Source organism: Acinetobacter sp. YH12021 (assembly GCF_013420145.1).
Taxonomy (GTDB): Bacteria; Pseudomonadota; Gammaproteobacteria; order Pseudomonadales; family Moraxellaceae; genus Acinetobacter; species Acinetobacter towneri.
Genome location: NZ_VOYT01000026.1, coordinates 1 through 23,440 on the forward strand (window position 1 = coordinate 1; position 23,440 = coordinate 23,440).

Consider the following 23,440-nt stretch of genomic DNA (forward strand, 5'->3'; position numbering starts at 1 on the left):
CCGCAGTGGCATGAACGCATCATTTCCCCACACACCCTGGTGTATACCGGTTTTCGCTGGCATGTCCGTGCCTATTGCCATCAGAGCAAGCAGTTTAAGGACTTTTTACTCTCCAGAATTGATCGCATACCTGTTGTGGTGGCAATTGAGTCAGTAGATCTAGCTCAGGATCAGCAATGGCATGAAGAAATTGTACTGACGCTGATCCCTAATCCAAAATTGAACTCATCACAACAAGCGCTGGTCGAAAAAGACTTCGGCATGCCTGATGGCAGATTACAGATTCCGGTGAAAAAAGCCCTGGCTCACTATACCTTGCAGCGATATCAGGCCGCGATCACGCTGGCTGAGGCGGATGATGCCTTGAAATATCCCTTGGTACTACAACGCTCAGATATCGAAAAGCTGTCGTCTTACCTGTTTGATCAGGCCTCATAGGAGATTGGCCATGTTAGAACAATTTCATTATGACAGTGACCTGATTGGTGGCTCCCTGATGGTGCGTGAAAGCCGGCTGATCGCTGATCTGTTATTACGAGAAGCGACTCCAGAACAATGGCATCAGGCAATTCAGATTGACAATATTCTGCAAAAAAGAACGCCTGCTTCAGCCCAACGTAACGCCACTGCCATTCGTAAGCGTCTTGAGCGCTTAGAGCCTGATTTCTGGAAAGCTTTGCGTGATGGGGATGATGAGCTGGCGACCCAGGTGGCTTTTTGTGGCGCATTGGAACGCAACCTGTTGCTGCTTGAGTTTATGGAAACGGTGATGAGAGAGGCCTATATCTCTCAGGCTCAATACCTGGACAGTTATATCTGGTCAGACTTTCTGGATGAGCGTTCACAACGAGATCCGGATATCTGTGATTGGAAAGAGTCCAGCAAGAAAAAAATGGGGCAGGTGGTGTTTCGCATGCTGGCAGAAGCCGGTTACTTAAAAAGTACCCGTAAGCTGGAGTTGCAGCGCGTGATCGTCAGAGCAGAGCTGCGTAGCCTGTTGGAAGAACATTATAAACAACGCATTAAAAGATCTATGGAAGTGTCGCTATGGACGCGGTAGTTGTAGAGGGGCAGCAATGAGTCAAACAATACATGAGCGTCTGAACCAGATTCCAGAGCGAATTCTTTCCACTGAGTTTCTCACTGGACAAGGATTGGGCAATGAAATTGGCTTCTGGATTTTTGATTATGCGCCTGAAGATGAGTTGAAAGTGCGCGAATATTTGCATTTTCTCGAAGGGATGCTGGAGAAAAAACACAGTCAGCTGAAGGTGGTGAATATCAACCTGCTGCAAGCCGTGGTGGATTATCTGGCTGAGCGTAACTTCATCGATAAAGCCATTCAAATGCAAAAAGCCAAAGGCGATGAAGCGCTGCTCAAAGCCTTAAAGGGCCCACTGCATATGGATAAGTTCGCGCCGTATCTGGTGAGTAAATATGCCACCAATGCGCAAGATATTGTGTTGATGACTGGGGTTGGGTCGGTTTGGCCACTGTTACGTGCCCATCACTTATTAAACAGTTTGCATTCGTTACTGGGGCATAAGCCAGTGGTGCTGTTTTACCCAGGTTATTACGACGGTCAAGCGATGAGTTTATTTGGAAAAATTCCAAGCAATAATTACTACAGAGCATTCAGATTAGTGCCTTAACACGGCAAATAGAAATAAGAATTCCGGGGAATTGATTGAGATGAACATTAAAGAACTTTTTTATAAGCCATTAGATCGTGCGATTAACGGGGTCGTAAAAGCAGACCAGAATGACAATACTACGGTTTATCAGGAACTCGATGAGTATGTGGTCACCAATGAACTGGAAAAGCATTTTCGGGACTTTTTCCAGTCTTATGGCACAGACCTAAGCGATCCTTCGATTGCCAACCGTGTCGGCGTATGGATTTCGGGCTTCTTTGGTTCAGGTAAATCACATTTCCTGAAAACCTTGTCGTATATTCTGGCCAATAAAGTGGCACGTGACGCGGAAGGTAACGAACGCAGTGCTGCAGAATTCTTTGATGAAAGCAAAATCCGGGATGCGTTTATCCGTGCGGATATTGGTAAAGCGGTTAGTCATCATGCCGATGTCATCCTATTTAATATCGACAGTAAAGCCAGCTCCAATGATGATGGTAATCCGATTCTGAATGTGTTTTTACGCGTGTTTAACGAATATCAGGGTTTTAGTGCCGATCATCCACATATTGCACATATGGAACGTCACCTGAGCCAGAAAGGGGTGTATGAGCGCTTTAAACAGGCTTTTGAAGAATCTAGCGGCATGTCCTGGCTAGAGGAGCGTGACGGCTATCAGTTCTATCAGGATGATGTCGAAACCGCAATTTCCCAAGCCCTCAACTTATCTGCTGAAGCTGCGCATAAATGGTTTGAGGATTCTGAGCAGACCTTTAGTGTTTCGGTGGAAAACTTCTGTCAGTGGGTGAAAGAATACCTGGACAGCAAAGGACCCCAGCAACGCATGTTGTTCTTGGTCGATGAAGTGGGGCAGTTTATTGGCAGCGATACCCGCTTGATGCTGACATTGCAAACCATTACTGAAAACCTAGGTACGATCTGTAAAGGCCGCGCTTGGATTATCGTGACCTCACAGGCAGACATCGATGCTGTTTTAGGTGAGATGTCTTCTTCCAAAGCCAATGACTTCTCCAAGATTGCTGGGCGTTTTAAAACCCGTTTATCACTGTCCAGTTCCAATACCGATGAAGTCATCCAGAAACGTTTATTACGTAAAACCCCAGAAGCAGAATCATTGCTCAGATCGGTGTTTGAGCAAAAGGGCGATATCTTAAAAAATCAGATTACCTTTGACCGTTCAGGCCCAACCCTCAAGAACTATGAGGGTCCAGACAGCTTTATTCATAACTATCCTTTTGCGCCGTACCATTTCCAGCTGGTGCAAAAAGTATTTGAAGAAATCCGTAAAGTCGGTGCGACCGGTGCACACCTGGCCTATGGTGAACGGTCCATGCTAGATGCGTTCCAGATGGCCGCGAATGCGATTGCCACAGATGAAGTCGGGGCACTGGTTCCTTTCCACCGCTTCTATACTTCAGTGGAAGGCTTCCTGGATACAGCAGTGAAGCGTACCATCGACCAGGCAGGGCAAAATAAAACCCTGGATGGTTTTGATGTGCAGATGCTGCGTACCCTGTTCATGATCCGCTATGTCGATATCATCAAAGGTACCTTGGATAACCTGGTGACTTTGTCGATTGAGAAAATTGATGAAGATAAGCTGGCATTACGCAAGCGGATTGAAGAAAGCCTACTGCGTCTGGAAAAAGAGAGCCTGATTACTAGGAATGGTGATGAGTTCCTGTTCCTGACCAATGAAGAACGCGATATCACCCGTAAAATTAAAGCCACAGACTTAGCGGCTTCAGAAGAAAATAAAGAGTTAGCTAATCTGATCTTTAAAGATTTACTGCGGGATCAGAACAAATACCGCCATCAAGCCAACAAGATGGATTATCAGATTGGACGTTTTCTGGATAGCCATAGCTTGGATGGCAAGTATGAGAGTGATTTGAAAGTCGAAATCATTTCTCCGCTGGATACGGAATACAACCTCTATACTGAAGCTTACTGTATTGGTAAAAGCGCCGAGGCTGAAGGGCAGATATTGTTTAAACTGGCAGACGATAAACAGTTCTTTAATGAACTGCGCACCTGGCTGAAAACCAATAAATTTATTCGGTTAAATGATGATGGCACCCAATCGGATATCAGCCGTATTCTGGCAGACCGTGGCCGTGAGAACCAGGAGCGTAAAAAACGCCTGCGTGCCCGGGTCGAAGAAATGTTGCTGGACGCGGAAAGTTATGCACTGGGTCAACACCTACAACTTTCATCTTCAAGTCCAACCACCAAGCTGGATGAGGCTTGTCGTTATTTGCTGGAAAACACTTATACCAAACTGAGCTATCTGCAAGTCTATCAGCAGGATGCCTGGCGTGAACTGAACGCTGTTTTGACTGTGGATGATATGGCGCAGTTAGGCCTGTCACTGAATGGTGGGCAGAGCAATCCGAAAGCCCTACAGGATGTCGAACAGTACATCTCGCTGCGTGCAACCGGTACCGAACGTATTCTGGTGTCAGATGTGGTGGATCGTTTTGCCAAACGTCCTTATGGCTGGCCGGATGCCGAGATTTTACTGCTGGTGGGTCAGCTGGCGGCAATGGGGCGGATTTCACTGCAGTTAAATGGCGGCAGCTTGCAGCTGAAAGATGCCTTTGAGCCTTTACAGAACAGCCGCCGTCGCCGTGATGTTTCCATTATTAAAAAACGCCAGACTGATGATCAGGTATTGAAACAGGCACGGCAACTCACCCAAGACCTATTCTCGGCCATGGGACCCTCGACAGAAAAAGAGCTGTTTGAATTCTATACCCAGAATTTTAAGACATGGTTAGGTAACTTTAAGTCGTATAAGAGCAAAACCGATGTTGGCCAGTTCCCAGGCAAAAAGGTCATTGAAAAGTCAATTCTAAGTTTGGAACGCTTGTTGGCCAATAGTGACAGCTTTGATTTCTTTAAAGCAGTGGTTGAGAACAGGGACGACTATCTGGATCTGGAAGAAGACTACCGTGACATTCATGAATTCTTCACTAACCAGATGCCAAGCTGGCAACAACTGCAACAGGCTCTACGTCATTTTGAGAAAAACAAACAGGCGTTGGGCAGTGATGATGTGGCAAAAAAAGCCCTGTCTGAATTACATCGTATTGCCACCCTCGAATCGCCCTATGGCCTGTTAAATAAAGTGGCTGATTTGGTGCGCACAGTGGAAGGCGTCAATGAGCAATTGCTGACTGAGAAGCGCAATCAGGCGATAGAACACATTGATGACAAAATCAAGCAGTTAGAAGCCGAGATTAAAAACAGTGGCATCGCTAGCGCTGAGCTGAGTAACAAGCTACTACGTCCGCTGCAATTGCTCAAAGCGGATATTGAAGTGGAAACTAGCCTCTCCACCATCTATATGCTGCAAACCCAAACCAGCGTCGAGCGTTTTGATGAAGCCTTGTATGAGTTGGAAAGCGAAGTTCAGACGGAAATCCAGCGTCAGGCCAAAGCGGCACAACTGGCTCAGAGCAAAGCAGAGAGTGTAACCAACACTGCAACCACCTCCAGCCCAGTTACATCAACACCTGCTGTGAGTCCGGTACAGCCTGCGACAGCCGTAGTGCCACCGAAACCAGTGGTAGAAGTTGATGTCGCTAGCATTTACAGCAAAACCTCCAGCAGTGTCTATCTGGAAACAGAAGAGTCAGTGGATCAGTTTGTAGATGCACTCAAAGCTGAACTGAAAAAAATCGTGAGTGATAAAAAGCGTGTGCGTATCCGCTAACTCGGGTTAGGGATATCGGCATCAGTCATTAATTAAAGGTTTAAAGATGAATACCAGTAATATTAAAAAATACGCACCGCAAGCACGAAATGATTTTATCGCAGCGATGCGCAAGCAGGCAGCCAAATACGGCATCACCGCAGACAGCATTCTACCGGCAGAACAGAAAGGCGACTTGCTGCTGATTGGCGATCAGGTTTTTCCGCTATCAGTCATGAAACCACGTGACAAGCTGATCAAACGCATTCAAACCAGCAGTTTTGAGCAGACGATTGATTATATCGCTTACAGTTGGTTTAACCGTCTCTGTGCGATTCGTTACATGGAATGCAAAGGCTTACTGGATCATGGTCGCCGTGTACTGAGTAGTGCCGATGGTAGTGCAGGCTTGCCGCAGATTTTGGAAGAATGTCTGGATATTGACCTACCGGGTTTAGATGCCAGCCGTGTGGCTGAACTCAAGCTGGATGGCAACAAAGACGAAGAACTCTATCGTGAATTGTTACTGGCTCAGTGTCATGCGTTGAATCAGGTCATGCCACTCCTGTTCGAACAGGTTTCTGATGAGTCAGAACTGTTATTACCTGACAATTTGACCAAAACCGATTCATTGATCCGTGATCTGGTCAGCAGCATTCCGGAAGAAGACTGGTCGGATGTACAGATTATTGGCTGGCTGTATCAGTTCTATATTTCTGAAAAGAAAGACCAGGTGATTGGTAAAGTCGTCAAGAGTGAAGATATTCCTGCAGCGACGCAATTATTTACCCCAAATTGGATTGTAAAATATCTGGTACAGAACAGTGTTGGCCGCTTATGGATGATGGCACAGCCTGACAGCACGCTAGCCAGTGAATGGGAATATTATATTCAGCCGGCTGAACAGACCGATGAAGTCAATGCACAGCTGAAACAGTTGATTGATGTGCGGATCAGTGAAGATGGCGATACCTTAAACCCTGAAAGCATTACAGTACTCGATCCGGCTTGTGGTTCGGGGCATATTCTGGTGGAAGCCTATGACTGCTTAAAAGCGATTTATTTAGAACGTGGTTACCGTAGCCGTGATATTCCACGGTTGATTCTGGAAAATAACTTGTACGGCATTGATATTGATACCCGTGCAGCACAATTAGCTAGTTTTGCATTGTTAATGAAAGCGCGTGAGGACGACCGCCGTTTATTTAGCAATCCACCGAAGCTGAATATTATTGCGTTGCAAGATAGTCAGCCGGATCGTTTAGATGCATTGAGTCAGGATTTGGCAAACACTGATATTGCACAGGCTGATTTAAAAGAATTACTGGATCTATTTGAACATGCTTCGACCTTTGGTTCTTTGATCCAAATTCCTGAAGCATTTGCTAAAAAATTGCCTGATTTAGAAACAAAGCTGAATACAGTAGTAGAATCAGGGGATATTTTTGCGCAGCAGTCAGCACAAGAATTGTTACCTTTAGTACAGCAAGCTAAATTACTCGCTAAAAAATATGATGCTGTAATTGCCAATCCACCTTATATGGGTGGAGGAAAAATGAATGCAATCTTAAAAGATTTTGCTAAGAAAAAGTTCCCAGATAGTAAATCTGATTTATTCAGCATGTTTATTGAACGTGGGTTTGCTTGGTGTAAAGACAGCGGCTTTAATAGCATGGTGACCATGCAAAGCTGGATGTTCTTGTCATCTTATGAAGCGATGCGTGAAAAGTTATTACAAGATCGTACGATTCAAACCATGGCACATTTAGGTGCACGAGCATTTCCTGAAATTTCAGGTGAAGTCGTACAAACGACTGCTTTTGTCATGCAAGGCAAGCATTTAGAAGGTTTTAAGCCAGTATTTTTTAGACTTGTAGATACAGTGCAGGATCAAAAAGAAAATGAATTAAAAGCAGGACTAAATCGCTTTGATTCAACGATTCAAGATGATTTTAAGAAAATTCCAGGCAGTCCTATTGCTTATTGGGTGAGTGCTTCAATAATTAAAGCCTTCCAATGTGAAAAATTATCTGATTTTGCTGAAACTCGTTTAGGAATGGCAACGGCTGATAATAATAAGTTTTTAAGACTGTGGTTTGAAACTGATTTTTCAAAAGTATTTCTTACTGCTGAGTCAAGATTAGAAGCATCGACTAGCAAGTGTAAATGGTTTCCATATCAAAAAGGTGGTGAGTTTAAAAAATGGTATGGGAACCTAGACTATTTAGTTAATTGGGAAAATGATGGTTATGAGATTCAAAATTTTTTAGATTTCAAAACTGGAAAAGTTCGTTCGCATAACTATAATTTGGATTATATATTTAAAGAAGGTGTAACATGGAACGCCCTGTCTTCATCAAGTACTTCAGCGCGTGTTTCCAAAAACTCACTATTTGATAATGCTGGTTCATCCTTATTTGGTAAAAATAAAGCAGAAAACCATAGTCTGTTAGCATTATTGAATAGCTGTATGATTAATAGCTTAATCAAAGCAATATCTCCCACTTTAAATTATCAACCTGGTGATATTTCTAAACTACCTATAGTTTTAGATTCTAAACAAAAACACAGTATTTTTAGCAATGTTGATAACTTAATTGTTAATGCTAAAACTAATTGGAATTCTTACGAAACTTCATGGGACTTTACTCAAAACCCTGTTATCCGTACGCAGCAGCCAAACCTAGAACAAGCGTTTAATACATGGCAGCAGCAAAATGCTGACGCCGTCGCTGAAATGAAATGCTTGGAAGAAGAAAACAACAAACTGTTTATTGAGGCGTATGGCTTACAGGATGAACTGACGCCAGAAGTTCCAGATGAACAAATCACGCTCACCCGAGCCGATCGTGAAAAAGATAGCCAGCGTTTAGTGTCTTATGCGCTTGGCTGCATGATGGGACGTTATAGCCTAGACGAACCTGGCTTGATCTATGCCCATGCAGGCAATCAAGACTTTGATGCCAGTCGTTATAAAACATTCCCAGCCGATGCAGATGGCATTATTCCACTCACCGAAATGCACTGGTTTGAAGACGATGCCACCCATCGTATTCGAGAGTTCTTAACTGCGGTTTGGGGCAAAGATACGCTAGATGCCAATATGCAGTGGCTGGCTGAAAGCTTGGATAAAAAAGCCAGTGAAACGGCTGAAGACACGATTCGCCGTTACCTCGCCAGCAAGTTCTATAAAGACCATATGCAGACCTATAAAAAGCGTCCAATCTATTGGCTATTCAGCAGTGGTAAACAGGGCGCTTTCCAGGCGTTGGTGTACTTGCACCGCTATAACGAAAGTACTTTGGCACGTATGCGTACCGAATACATCATGCCGCTGATTTCCAAAATGTCCGCTATGGCCAATTCTTTGGAAAGTGAAATAGAAAACAGTGATTCTGCTGCTGAAATCAAACGAAAAGAGAAAGAGTTGCAAAACCTGCATAAGCAACAGGCTGAACTCAGTAGCTTTGAGGAAAAACTGCGTCACTATGCCGATCAGCGTATTAGCTTAGATCTCGATGATGGGGTGAAAGTCAATTATGGCAAGTTTGGGGACTTGTTGGCTGAAGTGAAAGCTGTGACGGGGGAAAAGTGATGAATAGCTTTTCTTGCGAACGAGATCATGCAGAGGTGTTTGCATGAACTTAAATCAACTTCAACAAGGCCTGGAACAAGCCTTTTATACTGAACAGCACCGAATTGTCTTTTGGTATGATGCAGAACAGTCATTTACTGAAGAAATCAAAGCCCTAGAGCTAAATGATGTCCATATTTTAAATATGGCAGAAGAATCCAGCCTTGCGATTAAGCTTAAACTGGAACTACAAGACCAGCAGGGCAAATACTTGCTGTATTTCCCTAGCCCTGAGCCTGAAACCGAAAAAGACTGGTTACTGGACATCAAGCTCTATTCACGCATCTTCTATGCCGATCGTTTCTCGATTATTTTCAATGAGCTGGGTTTACAGCAGCAGAGTCTAAGAGAACATCTGGCCAAACGTGAAGAGTTCCTCAAAGCCAAAGCGCGTCTGAGCACCTTAAAACGCTATATCCAGTCTGATGCAGATGAACAGAATCTGGATATGGCCATGATTGCAGCTGTGGTCAAGGCCGACAGTGCCGAGCTGATGCATATTGTTCTGGCACTGGCAGATGAAATGGTACAGCAGAACCTGGCTCTGGAAGTCAATCCAGAATCCTTTGCTGAACTGGAAAAATTCCAACTGGTGCCGGCTTTAGTCACAGCATTACAGGCGGAAATTGGTTATCCAGCATCGGTTGAAGAATTGAATGGGGAAGCACCATTCAAGCTCGGTACGTTCTTTATCCGTTTGATGAGCACAGGTTTCTGTGAAAGCCTGGGCGGTATACCGCTATGGGCTCAGGAACTGGTGATGTCATCTGTCAGCTCCCGTGCAACAGCCAGAGCCTTTTTGTCGCGCTGGAGAGACAGCTCCAAATACTACCCAACCTTCGATACACTCTCCCAGACCGTGGCCAATGCACTGCGGATCCAAGAAAAGGTCGGGGCTTTTGATCTGGAGCAGCTGCTGGATGTCATGACCTTTGAAGTGATTGAACAAAAGATCATTGTTGATTTGGCCAGTCATATCCCCGCAGTAGCCAAAGCTGAACTGGAACATTTCAGAACGATTATTTCTACCCGTCTGGATGGCTATTGGGCTTCCAAACATAAGGACGATGCAACCCGCCGTAAATATCGCACTGTCTATACAGCGTTGCAGTCAGCGATTGAGCTGTTCAGCCTGCGACTGCAGTTTGATTCTGGGTTCTATTTCGACTCCAGTGAAGCCTTGTATACAGCCTACGAGCAGGAGTTGTATCGCTTTGATATGGCCTATCGCCACTACAGTGCTGCTTCTCAACGCGCTCATGTCGATATCCTGAAAAAACTCGATGAAGAAGTCGAAAATTGCTATTCCTACTGGTTTATTGACCACTTGGCACGCAACTGGGGCGAGCGTGTAGAAGCTGAGCAACGCTTGAATGTTTGGAAAATGACGGATATCCCAAATCAGCAGAATTTCTATGATACGCATGTCAGACCCTTGCTGAATTCTGCAACGAAACGCCGTATTGTGGTGATCATCAGTGATGCTTTTCGCTATGAAGCTGCGGTAGAGCTGCGTGATCGTATCAATGAAAAGCGTTATTCTGAAGCGACATTGTCTTCACAGCTGGGCGTTGTCCCAAGTTACACCACACTTGGCATGGCCTCGTTGTTGCCGCATCAGACTTTGGAGTACAAAGAGGCCGCAGGTGATGATGTTTTAGTAGATGGGCAGTCCAGCAAAGGGACTGCAGCACGATCCAAAATTCTGGCTGCCTATAATGGATTGGCGGTTACCGCTGAAACGGTAAAAGGTTGGTCGCGTGATGAAGGCCGTGAAGCACTTAAAGACCATGATTTGATTTACGTTTATCACAACGTGATTGATGCTCGGGGAGACAGTGCCTCTACAGAATCAGAAACCTTTATGGCGGTAGAACATGCCATTGAAGAGCTGACTGAACTTAGCCGCAAAATCTTGATGCATTTCAATATTTCTACCCTGTTGATCACAGCCGACCATGGCTTCTTGTTCCAGCAAAGTAAACTGGAATCTGCGGATCGTTCAAGCTTGACTGAAAAACCGACCAATGCATTGAAAAGCAAAAAACGCTATGTGATTGGGCATGGTTTACCAGAGAGCAAGGAAGCATGGAAAGGCTCAACCCAAGCTACGGCAGGCACACGATCTGCGACTGATTTCTGGATTCCAAAAGGGGCGAACCGTTTCCATTTTGTAGGAGGCTCACGTTTCGTGCATGGTGGCATCCTGCCTCAGGAAATCGTAGTGCCTGTACTAACGGTAAAACAGCTGCGTGGTGAAAAGGCTGGACAACGAACCAAGCGTAAAGTTGAGGTTATTTCTACCAAATCCACGCTGAAGATGGTCAATAACATCCAGAAGTTTGATTTGATGCAAACCGAAGCTGTCAGTGAGCTGGTCATGCCAGTGACCCTGTCGATTGCCATTTATGATGGGGATATCAAAGTATCTAGTGAAGAAACCTTGACCTTTGATAGCAGTACCGACTCTGTTGCCGATCGGGTTAAACAGGTCAGGCTGTCATTGTCCGGTACTGATTTTGACCGTAAGAAGGATTACTTCCTAGTGCTGAAGGACAAAGACCTGAATATCGAGATGCAACGCTATAAGGTCACCATTGATTTGTCATTTACCGATGACTTCTTCTGATAACGAATTAACGATAGAGCGTAGCCTACATGGAATCTGCTAACGATAAAGAACTGGATCAGCTGCTGAATGAACACTTTGCTGGGCGGGTGGTACGTAAGGATCTGACTAAACTGATCAAAGAAGGGGCCAATGTCCCGGTCTATGTACTCGAATACCTGCTGGGGATGTACTGTGCCTCGGATGATCCAGAGATCATTGAACAGGGACTACGTAACGTAAAGACCGTACTGGCTGAGAACTACGTCCGACCGGATGAAGCCGAGAAGGTGAAATCCCTGGTTCGTGAACGTGGCAGTTATAAGGTCATTGATCGGGTGACCGTAAAGCTGAATGAGCGTAAGGACAAATACGAAGCCTCCTTTAGTAATCTGGGTATCAAAGATGCCGAAATCTCGGCAGGCATCGTTAAAGAGTATGAAAAATTACTTGTTGGTGGTATCTGGGTCATTGCTACGCTCAGTTATTATTTTGAAGAAGGACAGACTAGTTCTCCATTTGGGGTGAGTTTACTCAAGCCGATTCAAATGCCGAATATGAATATGGATGAACTTTTCAGTGGCAGAGCAGCATTAAGCACTGATCAGTGGCGCGAGAGTTTAATCCGTTCGATCGGCATGGAACCGGCTTCGTTAAAAGAGGATGTGCAATGGCACCTATTAGCGCGTATGGTTCCGTTCGTTGAAAATAACTATAACGTCTGTGAACTTGGACCACGCGGTACCGGGAAAAGCCATATTTACAAAGAGTGTTCACCGAATAGTATTCTAGTTTCAGGTGGGCAAACCACTGTCGCCAATCTGTTCTATAACATGAGTAGCCGCCGTATTGGTCTGGTGGGGTTGTGGGATGTGGTGGCCTTTGATGAAGTTGCCGGTATTTCCTTTAAGGACAAAGATGGCGTTCAGATCATGAAAGACTACATGGCCTCAGGATCTTTTTCCCGTGGTCGTGAACAGATGGAAGCCTCTGCTTCGATGGTTTTTGTGGGTAATATCAACCAAAGTGTGGAATCTCTGGTTAAAACCAGCCATCTCTTGGCGCCGTTCCCTGAAGCCATGATTGATTCGGCATTCTTCGATCGTTTTCATGCTTACATCCCGGGTTGGGAAATTCCCAAGATGCGCCCGGAGTTCTTCACCAACCGTTATGGCCTGATTGTTGATTATCTGGCTGAATTCTTCCGGGAAATGCGTAAGCGTAGTTTTGCGGATGCCATTGAGAAGTACTTTAAGCTAGGGAATAACCTGAATCAGCGTGATGTGATTGCCGTTCGCAAGACGGTTTCTGGATTGATGAAGCTGCTCTACCCACATGGTCAATTTAACAAAGAAGATGTACGGCAATGCCTGGAATATGCGCTGCAGGTGCGCCGTCGGGTCAAAGAACAGCTGAAAAAAATTGGGGGGATGGAATTCTATGATGTGCATTTTAGCTATATCGACAATGACACCCTAGAAGAGCATTTTGTTTCGGTAAAAGAGCAGGGTGGAGGTGGACTTATTCCCGAAGGTCCTGCTAAACCAGGCTTCCTGTATACCATTGGCCTCAGTAATAAGGGCATGCCAGGCTTATACCGCTTAGAACTTCAAGTCACTAAAGGTTCAGGAAAATTGGCGACATCTGGCTTATGGAATTCAAGTAGTGCCAAAGAACAGGTCAAGATTGCTTTTGATTACTTCAAGGCCAATGCATCCCGGATCTCGGGGGGGAGTAAGGTGCTGGAACATGATTTCCATTTACATGTGGTGGAATTACAGAATACCGGCCCGCTCAGCCATCTTGCTCTGCCAAGTTTAGTAGCTTTCGCTTCTGGCCTCTTAGGACGATCGGTTCAAAGTCAGATGGTGGTACTGGGTGATATGAGCTTGGGTGGTTCAGTGACACCGGTGGAAAGTATTGCCGAATGTCTGCAAGTTGCTTTTGATGCGGGTGCCAAGAAGGTTGCTTTGCCAATGAGTAGTGCGGCAGATATCCCAACGATTCCTGTGGAACTGTTTACCAAGTTCCAGACCAGCTTTTATGCAGATCCGGTAGATGCTGTGTTTAAGGGGCTAGGGGTGGATTAATTTCATATCTGTCTGGAAGAGTTACAGTAGATTGTTTTAAATTCAGTTTCTCAAGTTAAACACCATGTTGTAAAAGCATAATACTGCCTCTTTTAAAGAGCTAGTATTTTAGGGGGGATTACCCTTCATTTTTTCTTGATCAGATATCTGTTGTACTTTGACAGGATTTTGTTGATCTAAATATTTTTGATACCAAACACGCAATGTTTCAGGAGTACAACCGATTTTAGGATCAATAGCTGTGATTGCTGCCCAAGTAGAAGGATAATCTTTTTCAGATTCAATCAATAATTGAACCGCTCTTTCTCTGATTTCAGGGGGCAATTTTACTTTGCCATTTGTAAGGTAAAAGGGGTCAATTTTAGAATGCCGTTGACAATGTATCGCCTTTTGAGTTTGCAGCAATGTACAATGATAAGATTAACCCGTTAGGTCAGGTGGCCTAACTTAACTAAAAAGTCTCCGACAAACCCGGTACGGTTCACTATCTATTGTTATTCTTACCTGAAATTGATGTGAGCTTATAGAGACAAGGTAAATTTGCAAAAGTGCCGGCTATTCAGTGTTCATTGAATGTTTAATTTAATTTATTAAGCTTGACCTTGGAGTGGCTCTAAGCCTTATACTTGGTACAAATTTTTCGATTGTTATGATGATGCGTTCTACTACATGGATTACAGTCTTGGTTGGATTGTTCATGTTCCAAAGCTTTTGGAATGTGGCGGCGGCCTTTTGTGTCCATGAACAACAGCCTCAATCACAGCAGAGTTATCATTTTGGTCATCACCAAAATACCTTGTGTGCCAGCGATAGTCGTCAACACGATCATAATGGACAGTCAGAAAACATAAAAACATTCAGTAGCGATTTAGAAATCGGTGAAGATCATCAAGATCATCTACCATCGATGACGCATTTGATTGTACAAAATGAAAAAGTAGATGTGTTTCATCCAAGCTCTGAAGTTAAAGTGAATCCACAATTTCATTGGAAAAACAGCTATCAGGCTCCTGACCTGTTTCAACAAAGCCCACCTCCCGAATTTTCCCCGCTCATGGTGGGGTAGCCTAAAACATTCCCACCACTTTTATTATTTAAATAAGTGGGAAAAATCATGTCTTCACAATCAATTATACTCTTGCGTCATAGCTTGGTTGCTTGTATATGTGCAGCGGCTATGCAATATAGCTATGCTGAAAACGTTACCAGCTTTGAATCCGCTTTAGCAAAAGTACAAAGTTACCAGACTCAAGACAAGCTGTGGCAACAAGTTCAGCAAATATCTGAATTGAATATTCAGCAAAGTCGGTTATGGCAGAATCCAAGTATAAGTTTAGAACAGTCTGGCTTTGGCTCAGGTCAAGAACAGGAATTCAATGTTGGCGTTAGTCAACCTCTAGATCTATTTGGTCAGCGTAAGCTGAACCGGGTGATTGCCAATACCTCGAATCAACAAATCCAATTGCAACAGCAATTATGGAAGGCACAAAGCCAACTGATTGTTAAATTTGCATGGTCGCAATTTGCACTTGCTGAGGTTGAGCAGTCTGCTTATTCAGTACAGTTAAAAACAAGTAAAGCCAATCTGGACAGTGCCCAGAAACGCTATCAGGCAGGCAGTATTGCCCTGGTTGATTTTGAGCGTACCCAAATTGAAGCGCTAGAAATCCAACGACTTTATCAGCAAGCGATGCTGAATAAACAAGCTGCCGGTCGTCAGCTGTCTAATTTGTGGGGGGGAGAAACATCTTCACATCTTCAATTGAATAAAACCGCTATCCCTTGGCCAGAGCAAAGTCTCCAAACTGTGCAACGGTATATTGCTGAAGGGTGGCTAGAAAAATTCTATGCCTTGAACATTCAGCAATCGGATCATCAAATTGAAAATTTAAGAATTCAGGCACGTCCCAATCCGACTTTAAATGTAGGCATGAAACGTAGCAAAACCCCTAATGAAAGCAACGATACGACTTTGGCAATCGGCGTGGCTATTCCACTGAATATTTTCAACCGCCAGCAATATGCGATCCCGATGGTCCAGCAACAGCAAATATTGCTGAACCAACAGCAGCAGCGTGAGCTGAAGCAACAAATACTCAATATTGCCAACAGCATGCATCAGCTCAAAGGTTTACGTAGCCAGTTCGATGCCACAACAGCACAAGTTACTTTGGCGACCAAAGTTCAGAGCCGTACTTTACAAGGGTTTCAGGCAGGGAAACTGTCCATTACCGACGTTCAGCAAGCAACCACCCAACTGCAGAATCTTCGATTGGGTCAATTACAAATTCTACGTCAAGCTTGGCAAACTGCCCTCGCAGCTGAGGCACTCAGTATTGGCACAAGTTATGAAGAAATTAGCCGTTCGGATGCCTATACACAACTGAATAAAAAGGCAGTCGAAGCATCGCAAAATTTAATCAATGGGGGAGCACGATAAAATGAACGCCAAGCAAAACGGAAAAATATCCCAGTCTCTCATGATTGCAATTTTGATTCTGATTACGGTCTTGGTCAGTCTGGTTATTTGGTTAAGTTCAAAAAAAACTGAATCTGAGGGGCATGGTCATGATGAGGGAAATGCCGAACATTCTGATGAAGATAGTTCTGAAGAAGGACATGCTGAAGAAGGCGAAATACAACTGACCAGCCAACAAATGGTTGAACAAGGTTTAAAAGTTGCTGTTGCATCCACAGGATTGGTTGAAAAGCTGACAACCCTGCCAGGTAAATTGGTGGTGAATACCGATCAACAAGCGCATATATCGCCTAATTTTAGTGGTCATGTCGAGCAGGTCAATGTGGCTTTAGGACAGAGCGTGCAAAAAGGACAAACGCTGGCTGTACTAATCGTGCCTGAACTGATCGACCAACAGGCAAATCTGCGTATGGCACAGGTGAATCTGGATTTGGCCCGTAAAGATTACCAGCGCGAACAGCAACTCTGGTCACAGGGGATTTCTGCCAAACAGGATTACCAGCGTGCCGAAAATGCCTACCGTCAAGCGCAGATTACTGTCCAGTCCTCACAAGCACGATTAAATGCATTAGGTGCAAGTGTCAATAACAATGGGCGTTTTCTGATTAAAGCACCGATCTCTGGGGTGATCAGTCAAAAAGATATTGTGGTCGGTGAAAATGTGCAACTGGCTAATCAGCTCTTTGTCATTGAACAGCTGAAAGATTTATGGCTTGAGTTTAATTTGCCGAATCAATTCTCAGGTCAACTGCAAGCCGGGCAAAAAATTGACTTTAAAGTGAATGATTCAGATCAAATCTATAAAGCTACTGTACAAAGCTTAACCTCTCAGGCAGATGTACAAACAGGGCGTCTGGTGGTGCGCGCAAAACTCGATGCGCAAGCTACTGAGTTGCGTTCTAATGTGTTAGTGAGAGTGTTGATTCCGGAAGCTACAGCAAAATCAGCCCTTCGGATTCAAAAGTCTGCGCTGCAAAGTATTGAAGGTGAAGACAGTATTTTCATCGTAGATTCAGAACAAAAAGGTCAAGTCCACTTAAAAGCACAGAAAGTGCAATTGGGGCAGGCTTCAAGTGATGGACAATGGCTTGAAGTGATTTCTGGGCTGACTGAAGGGCAGAAGTATATCGCTCAAGGCAGTTTCTTGTTGAAATCTGAATTAGAAAAAGACGAGGCAGGCCATGAACATTAATTCTGATCTGCCAAAACCAGAAGGTTTATTCGAACGAATCATTCAGTTTTCCATACAAAATGCGATTTGGGTGTTGCTCTTTGTCTGTACCTGGATTGCGGTCGGGGTGTATAGCTATCAGAAACTCCCGATTGATGCTGTACCCGATATTACCAATACCCAAGTCCAGATTAATACTCAAGCCAAGGGTTTTACTGCGCTTGAAGTCGAACAGCGGATTACCTATCCCATTGAAAATGCCATGGCTGGCATTCCGGATCTGGAGCTTACCCGTTCCATATCCCGTTATGGACTCTCTCAAGTCACCATTGTCTTTAAAGATGGGACTGATATTTATTGGGCCCGTCAGCAGATTAACCAACGGATACAGGAGGCGCAATCTGAGTTGCCTGCACAAATCGCACCGACGATGTCCCCCGTTTCTACGGGTCTCGGTGAGATTTATCAATGGGTACTGAAGGCAGATCCGAATGCGAAAAAGCCGGATGGAACTGCATACACGCCGATGGATTTGCGTGAGATTCAGGACTGGATTGTGCGTCCTCAACTGCAACGTGTTAAGGGAGTTGCAGAGGTCAACAGTATTGGTGGTTTTGAAAAAACCTATGTGGTCTCTCCCGATTTAAACCGGATGCAGCAACTGAATATCTCATTAGAACAACTGCAACAGGCTTTAGCGCAAAATAATGAGAACCGAGGTGCAGGTTATATTGAAGACAATGGTCAGCAACTGACGGTACGTGTACCGGGTACATTCAATGGGCTTTCTGATATTGAGAACACCATGCTGGGTAGCCCAAATGGCAGCCCAATTCGGGTTGGTGATATTGCGCAAGTCTCTATTGGGCATGATTTAAGAACCGGTGGGGCAACCTATAACGGCAAAGAAACCGTTTTAGGGATTGCCATGATGGCGATGGGTGGAAATAGCCGGACTGTTTCTAAAGCTGTGGATGCCAAGCTTCAAGATATTCAGAATAGTTTGCCTAAAGGGGTAGTGATTGAAACGGTGTACGACCGTACTACCTTGGTTGAGAAGGCGATTAAAACCGTTCAGAAAAACTTGGTAGAGGGAGCAATCCTGGTCATCATCATTCTGTTCCTGTTTTTAGGGAATATCCGTGCTGCCTTGATTACTGCCTGTGTCATTCCACTCTCTATGCTGTTTACCTTAACCGGGATGGCACAGAAAAATATCAGTGCCAATCTGATGAGTTTAGGTGCACTCGATTTCGGCATCATTGTCGATGGTGCTGTGGTGATTGTCGAAAACTGTATCCGGCGTTTAGCCCATACACAGCAACTGTTAAAACGACCTCTCACACAAAGTGAACGCTTTAAGGAAGTTTTTCTGGCTGCCCGCCAAGCACGTCGTCCTCTTATTTTTGGTCAGCTTATTATTTTGGTGGTGTATTTGCCGATTTTTGCTTTAAGTGGTGTAGAAGCAAAACTATTTCATCCGATGGCTTTAACCGTTGTTCTCGCACTGGTGGCAGCTATTATTTTATCGATCACCTTTGTGCCCGCTGCAGTTGCTTTATGGGTTAAAGGGGAGATCAAAGAAACGGAAAGCCGTTGGATGATCTGGCTCAAAACCCGATATCAACAGATATTGGATGGAGCCTATCATTACAAAGCGGTGGTTTTAACTTTTGCCATTTGTCTCCTGGTCATTACGGGTCTGCTCAGCACGAAGATTGGCAGTGAGTTTGCACCCCAGCTGAGTGAAGGTGATTTTGCGGTACAGCAATTACGTTCTCCAAGCACAGGCTTGGAAGAGTCTTTACGTATTCAGGAAAATACCGAAAAGCTTTTACTGAAAAACTTTCCCGAAATTAAAGCTATATTTGCCCGTACCGGGACTGCTGAAGTGGCGACAGATGTGATGCCACCGAATATTTCCGATGGTTATATCATGCTGAAACCACGTGAGGAATGGCCAGATTCAAAAGAAAGCCTAGATGCACTTCGAACCCGAATGGAAGCTTATCTTGCGACAATTCCCGGCAATAACAGTGAGTTTTCTCAGCCTATTGAGCTACGTTTTAATGAACTGATTTCAGGTATACGCAGTGATGTGGGGGTGAAGGTTTTTGGTGATGACATGCAGGTTTTGAATACTGAGGCTGCAAAAATCGCGAAAATCATTCAGCAAGTCGCAGGTAGCAGTGCGGTGAAAGTTGAACAAACTTCGGGTCTGCCTTTACTCAATGTAGAGATTGATAAAGCTTTAGCTGCCCAGTATGGCTTGAGTGTGAAATCTATTCAGGATGTGGTGGCTGCAAGTATTGGTGGACAAAGCGTGGGAGAGATTTTAGAAGGCGATCGTCGTTTTGATTTTGTTATCCGTCTTGGAGAGCAAGACCGTAGTGTCGCATCTGTTTCCCAGTTACCTATTCAGCTTCCAAATGGTGGCAGTATTTTATTGTCGGATGTCGCGCAAGTCTCGACCATTGAAGGAATCAACCAAGTCAGTCGAGAAAATGGTAAACGCCGAGTTGTGGTTACAACGAATGTTGAAGAGCGTGATTTAGGGTCTTTTGTTTCTGATGTACAGACACAGCTCAAAGCATACACTTTGCCAAGTGGTTATTGGATAGAATATGGCGGTCAGTTTGAAAATTTGGCTTCAGCCAAAGCACGGATGCAAATCGTGATTCCACTGGCTTTAATCACTATCTTTATTTTACTGATGGCGGTCTTTCACAATGTCAAAGAAAGTCTATTGGTCTTTACCGGGGTACCCTTTGCCTTGACCGGTGGTGTGCTGTTCCTTTGGCTAAGGGATATTCCATTATCGATGTCAGCTGGAATTGGCTTTATTGCCTTATCTGGTGTTGCAGTCCTCAATGGACTGGTAATGCTGACCTTTATTAAGGAATTAAGGGACAAATATCCAGTGCATAAAGCCGTGTGGCAAGGGGCTATTTTGCGCTTAAGACCAGTGTTGATGACAGCTTGTGTGGCTTCACTGGGTTTTGTACCAATGGCGCTGGCAACCGGAACAGGGGCTGAGGTTCAACGGCCACTGGCAACCGTAGTGATTGGCGGGATTATCTCTTCAACATTACTAACTTTGGTGCTGTTACCCGTGCTTTATCGTTGGATAAATGAAAAGAAAGTTTCTTAATCCAATAGATTAGTCGATTTACAGCAGAGATATTGGCTGTTATCCAATATCTCTGCTCATCATAAATAGAATAAGGAAAATATTTTATGTCAGAACATCATGATCATAGCCATGCGGTTGTTACTGAAGAAAATAGTAAGAAGTTAATGGTTGCCTTAGGTTTAACGACTACTTTTTTAATAGTAGAAGTTGTCGCTGCTTTTATTACCCAAAGTTTGGCTTTGTTATCTGATGCAGCTCATATGTTTACTGATGTAGCCGCTTTAGCTATTGCTCTTGCCGCTATCAAAATTGGTAAAAAAGCCGCAGATGATAAAAGAACTTTTGGCTATCAGCGATTTGAAATTTTAGCGGCTCTGTTTAATGCGGTGATGCTTTTTGTGGTAGCAATATATATTGTATATGAAGCTTATCAACGTTTTACGAATCCTGCTGAAATTCAAAGTGTTGGAATGATGATTGTCGCGGTCATTGGTTTGGTCATAAATTTGATTTCAATGAAAATCCTTTCTGCTAGTGCTGAAGGAAGTCTAAATATAAAAGGTGCATATTTAGAAGTTCTTAGTGATGCTCTAGGATCGATAGGCGTGATTATCGGAGGAATAGTTATTTATTTTACCCAGTGGATGTGGGTTGATACCGTAATCGCTGTGTTAATTGGCTTCTGGGTCTTACCTCGAACTTGGATTTTATTAAAACAAAGTATTCATATTCTGCTTGAAGGAGTTCCTGATGAGATTGATATTGAGTCGTTAAGAAATGATTTATTGAAGCTAGAGGGCGTTGAAGGGATTCATCAGTTGAAAGTCTGGGCTATATCCTCAAGAAATATTCATTTAACTGCTCATTTGGTTGCTCCGAATAGCAATACAGATCAACTCTATCAAAAGGCCTTAGAAGTTCTAAAACATAATCATAATATTACTGAAATTACGTTACAAATAGAAAATACGAAATGTAATACATTGAACCAACATAAACACTAATTTGGACTTTAGTCTTCATATAGATGTTTTGTGTAACTTTAAAGTATACCCTAAAGTTACAATCTGAAAGTTCATGAAATTATGTATCATTTAAATGATTTTTAATCATAAGTAACATGTAACTTTAGTGTTAAAGAATTATAATTTACGAAATTGTTCATTTTTATCCAATTGGGGCGTGAAAAAGTGAAAGGCCAAAAAGTAGGGTATGTCCGGGTAAGTTCTGTCGAGCAAAACACTGGACGTCAACTTGAAGGAATTGAGGTCGACCGGATTTTTGTTGACCGTGCTTCAGGTAAAAATACTGACCGACCTAAATTTCAGGAAATGTTGAACTATGTCCGGGAAGGGGACAGGGTGATTGTACATTCAATGGATCGTTTTGCGCGAAGCCTAAAAGATTTGGTCACTGAAGTAGATAAACTGGTCAAACGAGGGATCGCCATCCAGTTTGTAAAAGAAAATATTACTTTTACAGCCGAATCCACCCCGATGGATAATTTGATGCTTCAAATGATGGGTGCTTTTGCACAGTTCGAACGTGAGATCATTTTAGAGCGGCAAAAGGAAGGAATAAAACTCGCCTCTGCTCAGGGGAAGTACAAAGGTCGGGTGCATAAACTAAAGCCTGACCAAGCTGAAGCTTTACGACAAGCATGGAAGGAGGGGAAGTATCCATCGAAAATGGCATTAGGGAAAGCTTTTGGGATTAGTCGTCAGGCGGTATACCGATATTTACAAGTTAGTGAATAGCTTATTGGGATTAGCAACTAAATTTAGTTTAACTTATAAAAATCATGAAACACTGTTCGAATTTTAAGCGTGGAACATGAATAATCAATAAAAAGCCGCTCTGGTGCCCTATATTCCAGAACGGCTTGCTTTAATATAATGATATTTAAAGAGAAATATCAAACATTACGTATAAGGTGTATTATGTTAATTTTAGAATCTCTTAGAAATGATTCACTTAATCTATAACCATTCTTTAATAATTAATACATTTATCCTAGAAAGATGAGTGCCCTAAAAGTGTAAAAAAATAGTCACAAAAATTTCAAAATAGCTCGATATTATTTAAATAAAATTTATACTAATACTTGATGTTGTATAAGCAAATATAGCTAATTACTTAAGTTAGCAGTACAAAACTTTATAAAATGGTGTTTTACAGAAATATTTACATTCTATAGCCTTTAGCTATAGCACCACAAAGTAGATGTATTTTTTGAAAATTTAATTAGATCAAGGAAAAATCATGAGAATAAATAAAATTAAAGATCATCAAAAGCGATTATGTTGCTTAAAAATCATTACTGTTGGAATAGGCTTATGCTTATCCATGCAATCGAATGCCAATGGTGTAGAAAAAGTTCTGTCTAAAAATGCATTCAACCAAGATGCGGAACACTATGCCAAGGAACACAAGGTCTTATATAGTGAGGCACTTAGAAGATTAATCATTCAAAACTCACTGGATCAAGTGTTACCTCAGTTAGAAAATAAATACCGTCAAAGACTTGCGGGTGTATTTTTAGAAAATGGTGTAAATTTCAAATTGGTTGTGTATTTGACTGGTCAAGAAAAGGTAGTAAATCGAAACTTAAGTATCAAAAATAGTTCAGCCGTTCCATTCAGTGGTGTATTAAGCTTACCGATAGAATTTAGAACAGGCGCACAATATACCAAGACTCAATTGGTACAGATGCTTAAAGACAATGATGCTAGCTTAAGACAGGCTTATCCAAATCTTCAAGCAGCAAGCATTAATGAAGTAGAAAATAGGGCACTGTTGCAAAGTTAGCGATGAGGCAGCCTTTTGTCTTATTCAAAGGCCTTACATTTCAAAAACTCTGCTTACCAGGCGCATTTCGCCCAGGGGATCACCATAATAAAATGCTGAGGCCTGGCCTTTGCGTAGTGCACGCATCACCTCAATACCTTTGATGGTGGCGTAAGCCGTCTTCAT

General features: G+C 43.4%; 14 protein-coding genes and 2 pseudogenes. 14 read left to right on the top strand and 2 right to left on the bottom strand.

Annotated features, from left to right (window positions below):
- From FTT91_RS13275 to brxL, 7 genes are all read left to right on the top strand, one after another.
- Positions 1-438: WYL domain-containing protein (locus FTT91_RS13275; protein ID WP_180169604.1), on the top strand; the 438-nt coding region annotated here is incomplete at its 5' end.
- Positions 439-448: 10 nt separating this feature from the next.
- Positions 449-1,060 (top strand): DUF1819 family protein, encoded by a 612-nt coding sequence (locus tag FTT91_RS13280; protein WP_180169605.1) that lies wholly within the window; start codon positions 449-451, stop codon positions 1,058-1,060.
- Between the two features lie 16 nt (positions 1,061-1,076).
- A complete protein-coding gene (locus tag FTT91_RS13285) occupies positions 1,077-1,652 on the top strand; it encodes a DUF1788 domain-containing protein (protein WP_005403808.1) in 576 nt (191 codons plus the stop codon).
- 40 nt (positions 1,653-1,692) lie between these two features.
- Entirely contained in the window at positions 1,693-5,373 is a 3,681-nt protein-coding gene (gene brxC / locus FTT91_RS13290; protein WP_180169606.1) for a BREX system P-loop protein BrxC, read from the top strand.
- A 46-nt stretch (positions 5,374-5,419) separates the two neighbouring features.
- A complete protein-coding gene (gene pglX, locus FTT91_RS13295) occupies positions 5,420-8,947 on the top strand; it encodes a BREX-1 system adenine-specific DNA-methyltransferase PglX (RefSeq protein ID WP_180169607.1) in 3,528 nt (1,175 codons plus the stop codon).
- Positions 8,948-8,990: 43 nt separating this feature from the next.
- A complete protein-coding gene (pglZ, locus tag FTT91_RS13300; RefSeq protein ID WP_180169608.1) occupies positions 8,991-11,615 on the top strand; it encodes a BREX-1 system phosphatase PglZ type A in 2,625 nt (874 codons plus the stop codon).
- A 29-nt stretch (positions 11,616-11,644) separates the two neighbouring features.
- Positions 11,645-13,684 carry a protease Lon-related BREX system protein BrxL gene (gene brxL / locus FTT91_RS13305; RefSeq protein ID WP_180169609.1) on the top strand — a complete coding sequence of 680 codons (2,040 nt, stop codon included), beginning with the start codon at positions 11,645-11,647 and terminating at the stop codon, positions 13,682-13,684.
- A gap of 123 nt (positions 13,685-13,807) precedes the next feature.
- On the opposite strand, the pseudogene FTT91_RS13310 reads toward brxL, so the two are convergent.
- A pseudogene (locus FTT91_RS13310) lies at positions 13,808-14,044 on the bottom strand (hypothetical protein); the annotation flags it as partial.
- A gap of 292 nt (positions 14,045-14,336) precedes the next feature.
- Between FTT91_RS13310 and FTT91_RS13315 the strand changes: the two are divergent.
- From FTT91_RS13315 to FTT91_RS13345, 7 genes are all read left to right on the top strand, one after another.
- Positions 14,337-14,750, top strand: a complete 414-nt coding sequence (locus FTT91_RS13315) for a cation efflux protein, CzcI-like (protein ID WP_225530251.1) — start codon at positions 14,337-14,339, stop codon at positions 14,748-14,750.
- A 48-nt stretch (positions 14,751-14,798) separates the two neighbouring features.
- Entirely contained in the window at positions 14,799-16,124 is a 1,326-nt protein-coding gene (locus FTT91_RS13320; protein ID WP_035269736.1) for a TolC family protein, read from the top strand.
- Position 16,125: 1 nt separating this feature from the next.
- On the top strand, positions 16,126-17,355 hold the full coding sequence (locus FTT91_RS13325; RefSeq protein WP_180169610.1) for an efflux RND transporter periplasmic adaptor subunit: 1,230 nt from the start codon (positions 16,126-16,128) through the stop codon (positions 17,353-17,355).
- Positions 17,345-20,485, top strand: a complete 3,141-nt coding sequence (locus tag FTT91_RS13330) for an efflux RND transporter permease subunit (RefSeq protein WP_167846504.1) — start codon at positions 17,345-17,347, stop codon at positions 20,483-20,485. The genes FTT91_RS13325 and FTT91_RS13330 overlap by 11 nt, the downstream gene beginning before the upstream one ends.
- A gap of 86 nt (positions 20,486-20,571) precedes the next feature.
- Positions 20,572-21,471, top strand: a complete 900-nt coding sequence (locus FTT91_RS13335) for a cation diffusion facilitator family transporter (RefSeq protein ID WP_005028603.1) — start codon at positions 20,572-20,574, stop codon at positions 21,469-21,471.
- 186 nt (positions 21,472-21,657) lie between these two features.
- Complete coding sequence (locus tag FTT91_RS13340; protein ID WP_000678311.1) at positions 21,658-22,224, top strand: recombinase family protein; 567 nt, start codon at positions 21,658-21,660, stop codon at positions 22,222-22,224.
- A 505-nt stretch (positions 22,225-22,729) separates the two neighbouring features.
- Complete coding sequence (locus FTT91_RS13345; RefSeq protein ID WP_154320201.1) at positions 22,730-23,275, top strand: hypothetical protein; 546 nt, start codon at positions 22,730-22,732, stop codon at positions 23,273-23,275.
- A gap of 33 nt (positions 23,276-23,308) precedes the next feature.
- On the opposite strand, the pseudogene FTT91_RS13350 reads toward FTT91_RS13345, so the two are convergent.
- Positions 23,309-23,440 (bottom strand): annotated as a pseudogene (locus FTT91_RS13350) (IS6 family transposase); the annotation flags it as partial.

What these genes read in the sequence shown, in the direction of transcription:
- FTT91_RS13325 (WP_180169610.1), top strand. Translation starts at nt 16,126, where the DNA reads ATGAACGCCAAGCAAAACGGAAAAATATCCCAGTCTCTCATGATTGCA.
- FTT91_RS13335 (WP_005028603.1), top strand. Translation starts at nt 20,572, where the DNA reads ATGTCAGAACATCATGATCATAGCCATGCGGTTGTTACTGAAGAAAAT.
- FTT91_RS13345 (WP_154320201.1), top strand. Translation starts at nt 22,730, where the DNA reads ATGAGAATAAATAAAATTAAAGATCATCAAAAGCGATTATGTTGCTTA.
- pglX (WP_180169607.1), top strand. Translation starts at nt 5,420, where the DNA reads ATGAATACCAGTAATATTAAAAAATACGCACCGCAAGCACGAAATGAT.
- FTT91_RS13320 (WP_035269736.1), top strand. Translation starts at nt 14,799, where the DNA reads ATGTCTTCACAATCAATTATACTCTTGCGTCATAGCTTGGTTGCTTGT.
- brxC (WP_180169606.1), top strand. Translation starts at nt 1,693, where the DNA reads ATGAACATTAAAGAACTTTTTTATAAGCCATTAGATCGTGCGATTAAC.
- FTT91_RS13330 (WP_167846504.1), top strand. Translation starts at nt 17,345, where the DNA reads ATGAACATTAATTCTGATCTGCCAAAACCAGAAGGTTTATTCGAACGA.
- brxL (WP_180169609.1), top strand. Translation starts at nt 11,645, where the DNA reads ATGGAATCTGCTAACGATAAAGAACTGGATCAGCTGCTGAATGAACAC.
- pglZ (WP_180169608.1), top strand. Translation starts at nt 8,991, where the DNA reads ATGAACTTAAATCAACTTCAACAAGGCCTGGAACAAGCCTTTTATACT.
- FTT91_RS13285 (WP_005403808.1), top strand. Translation starts at nt 1,077, where the DNA reads ATGAGTCAAACAATACATGAGCGTCTGAACCAGATTCCAGAGCGAATT.
- FTT91_RS13315 (WP_225530251.1), top strand. Translation starts at nt 14,337, where the DNA reads ATGATGCGTTCTACTACATGGATTACAGTCTTGGTTGGATTGTTCATG.
- FTT91_RS13280 (WP_180169605.1), top strand. Translation starts at nt 449, where the DNA reads ATGTTAGAACAATTTCATTATGACAGTGACCTGATTGGTGGCTCCCTG.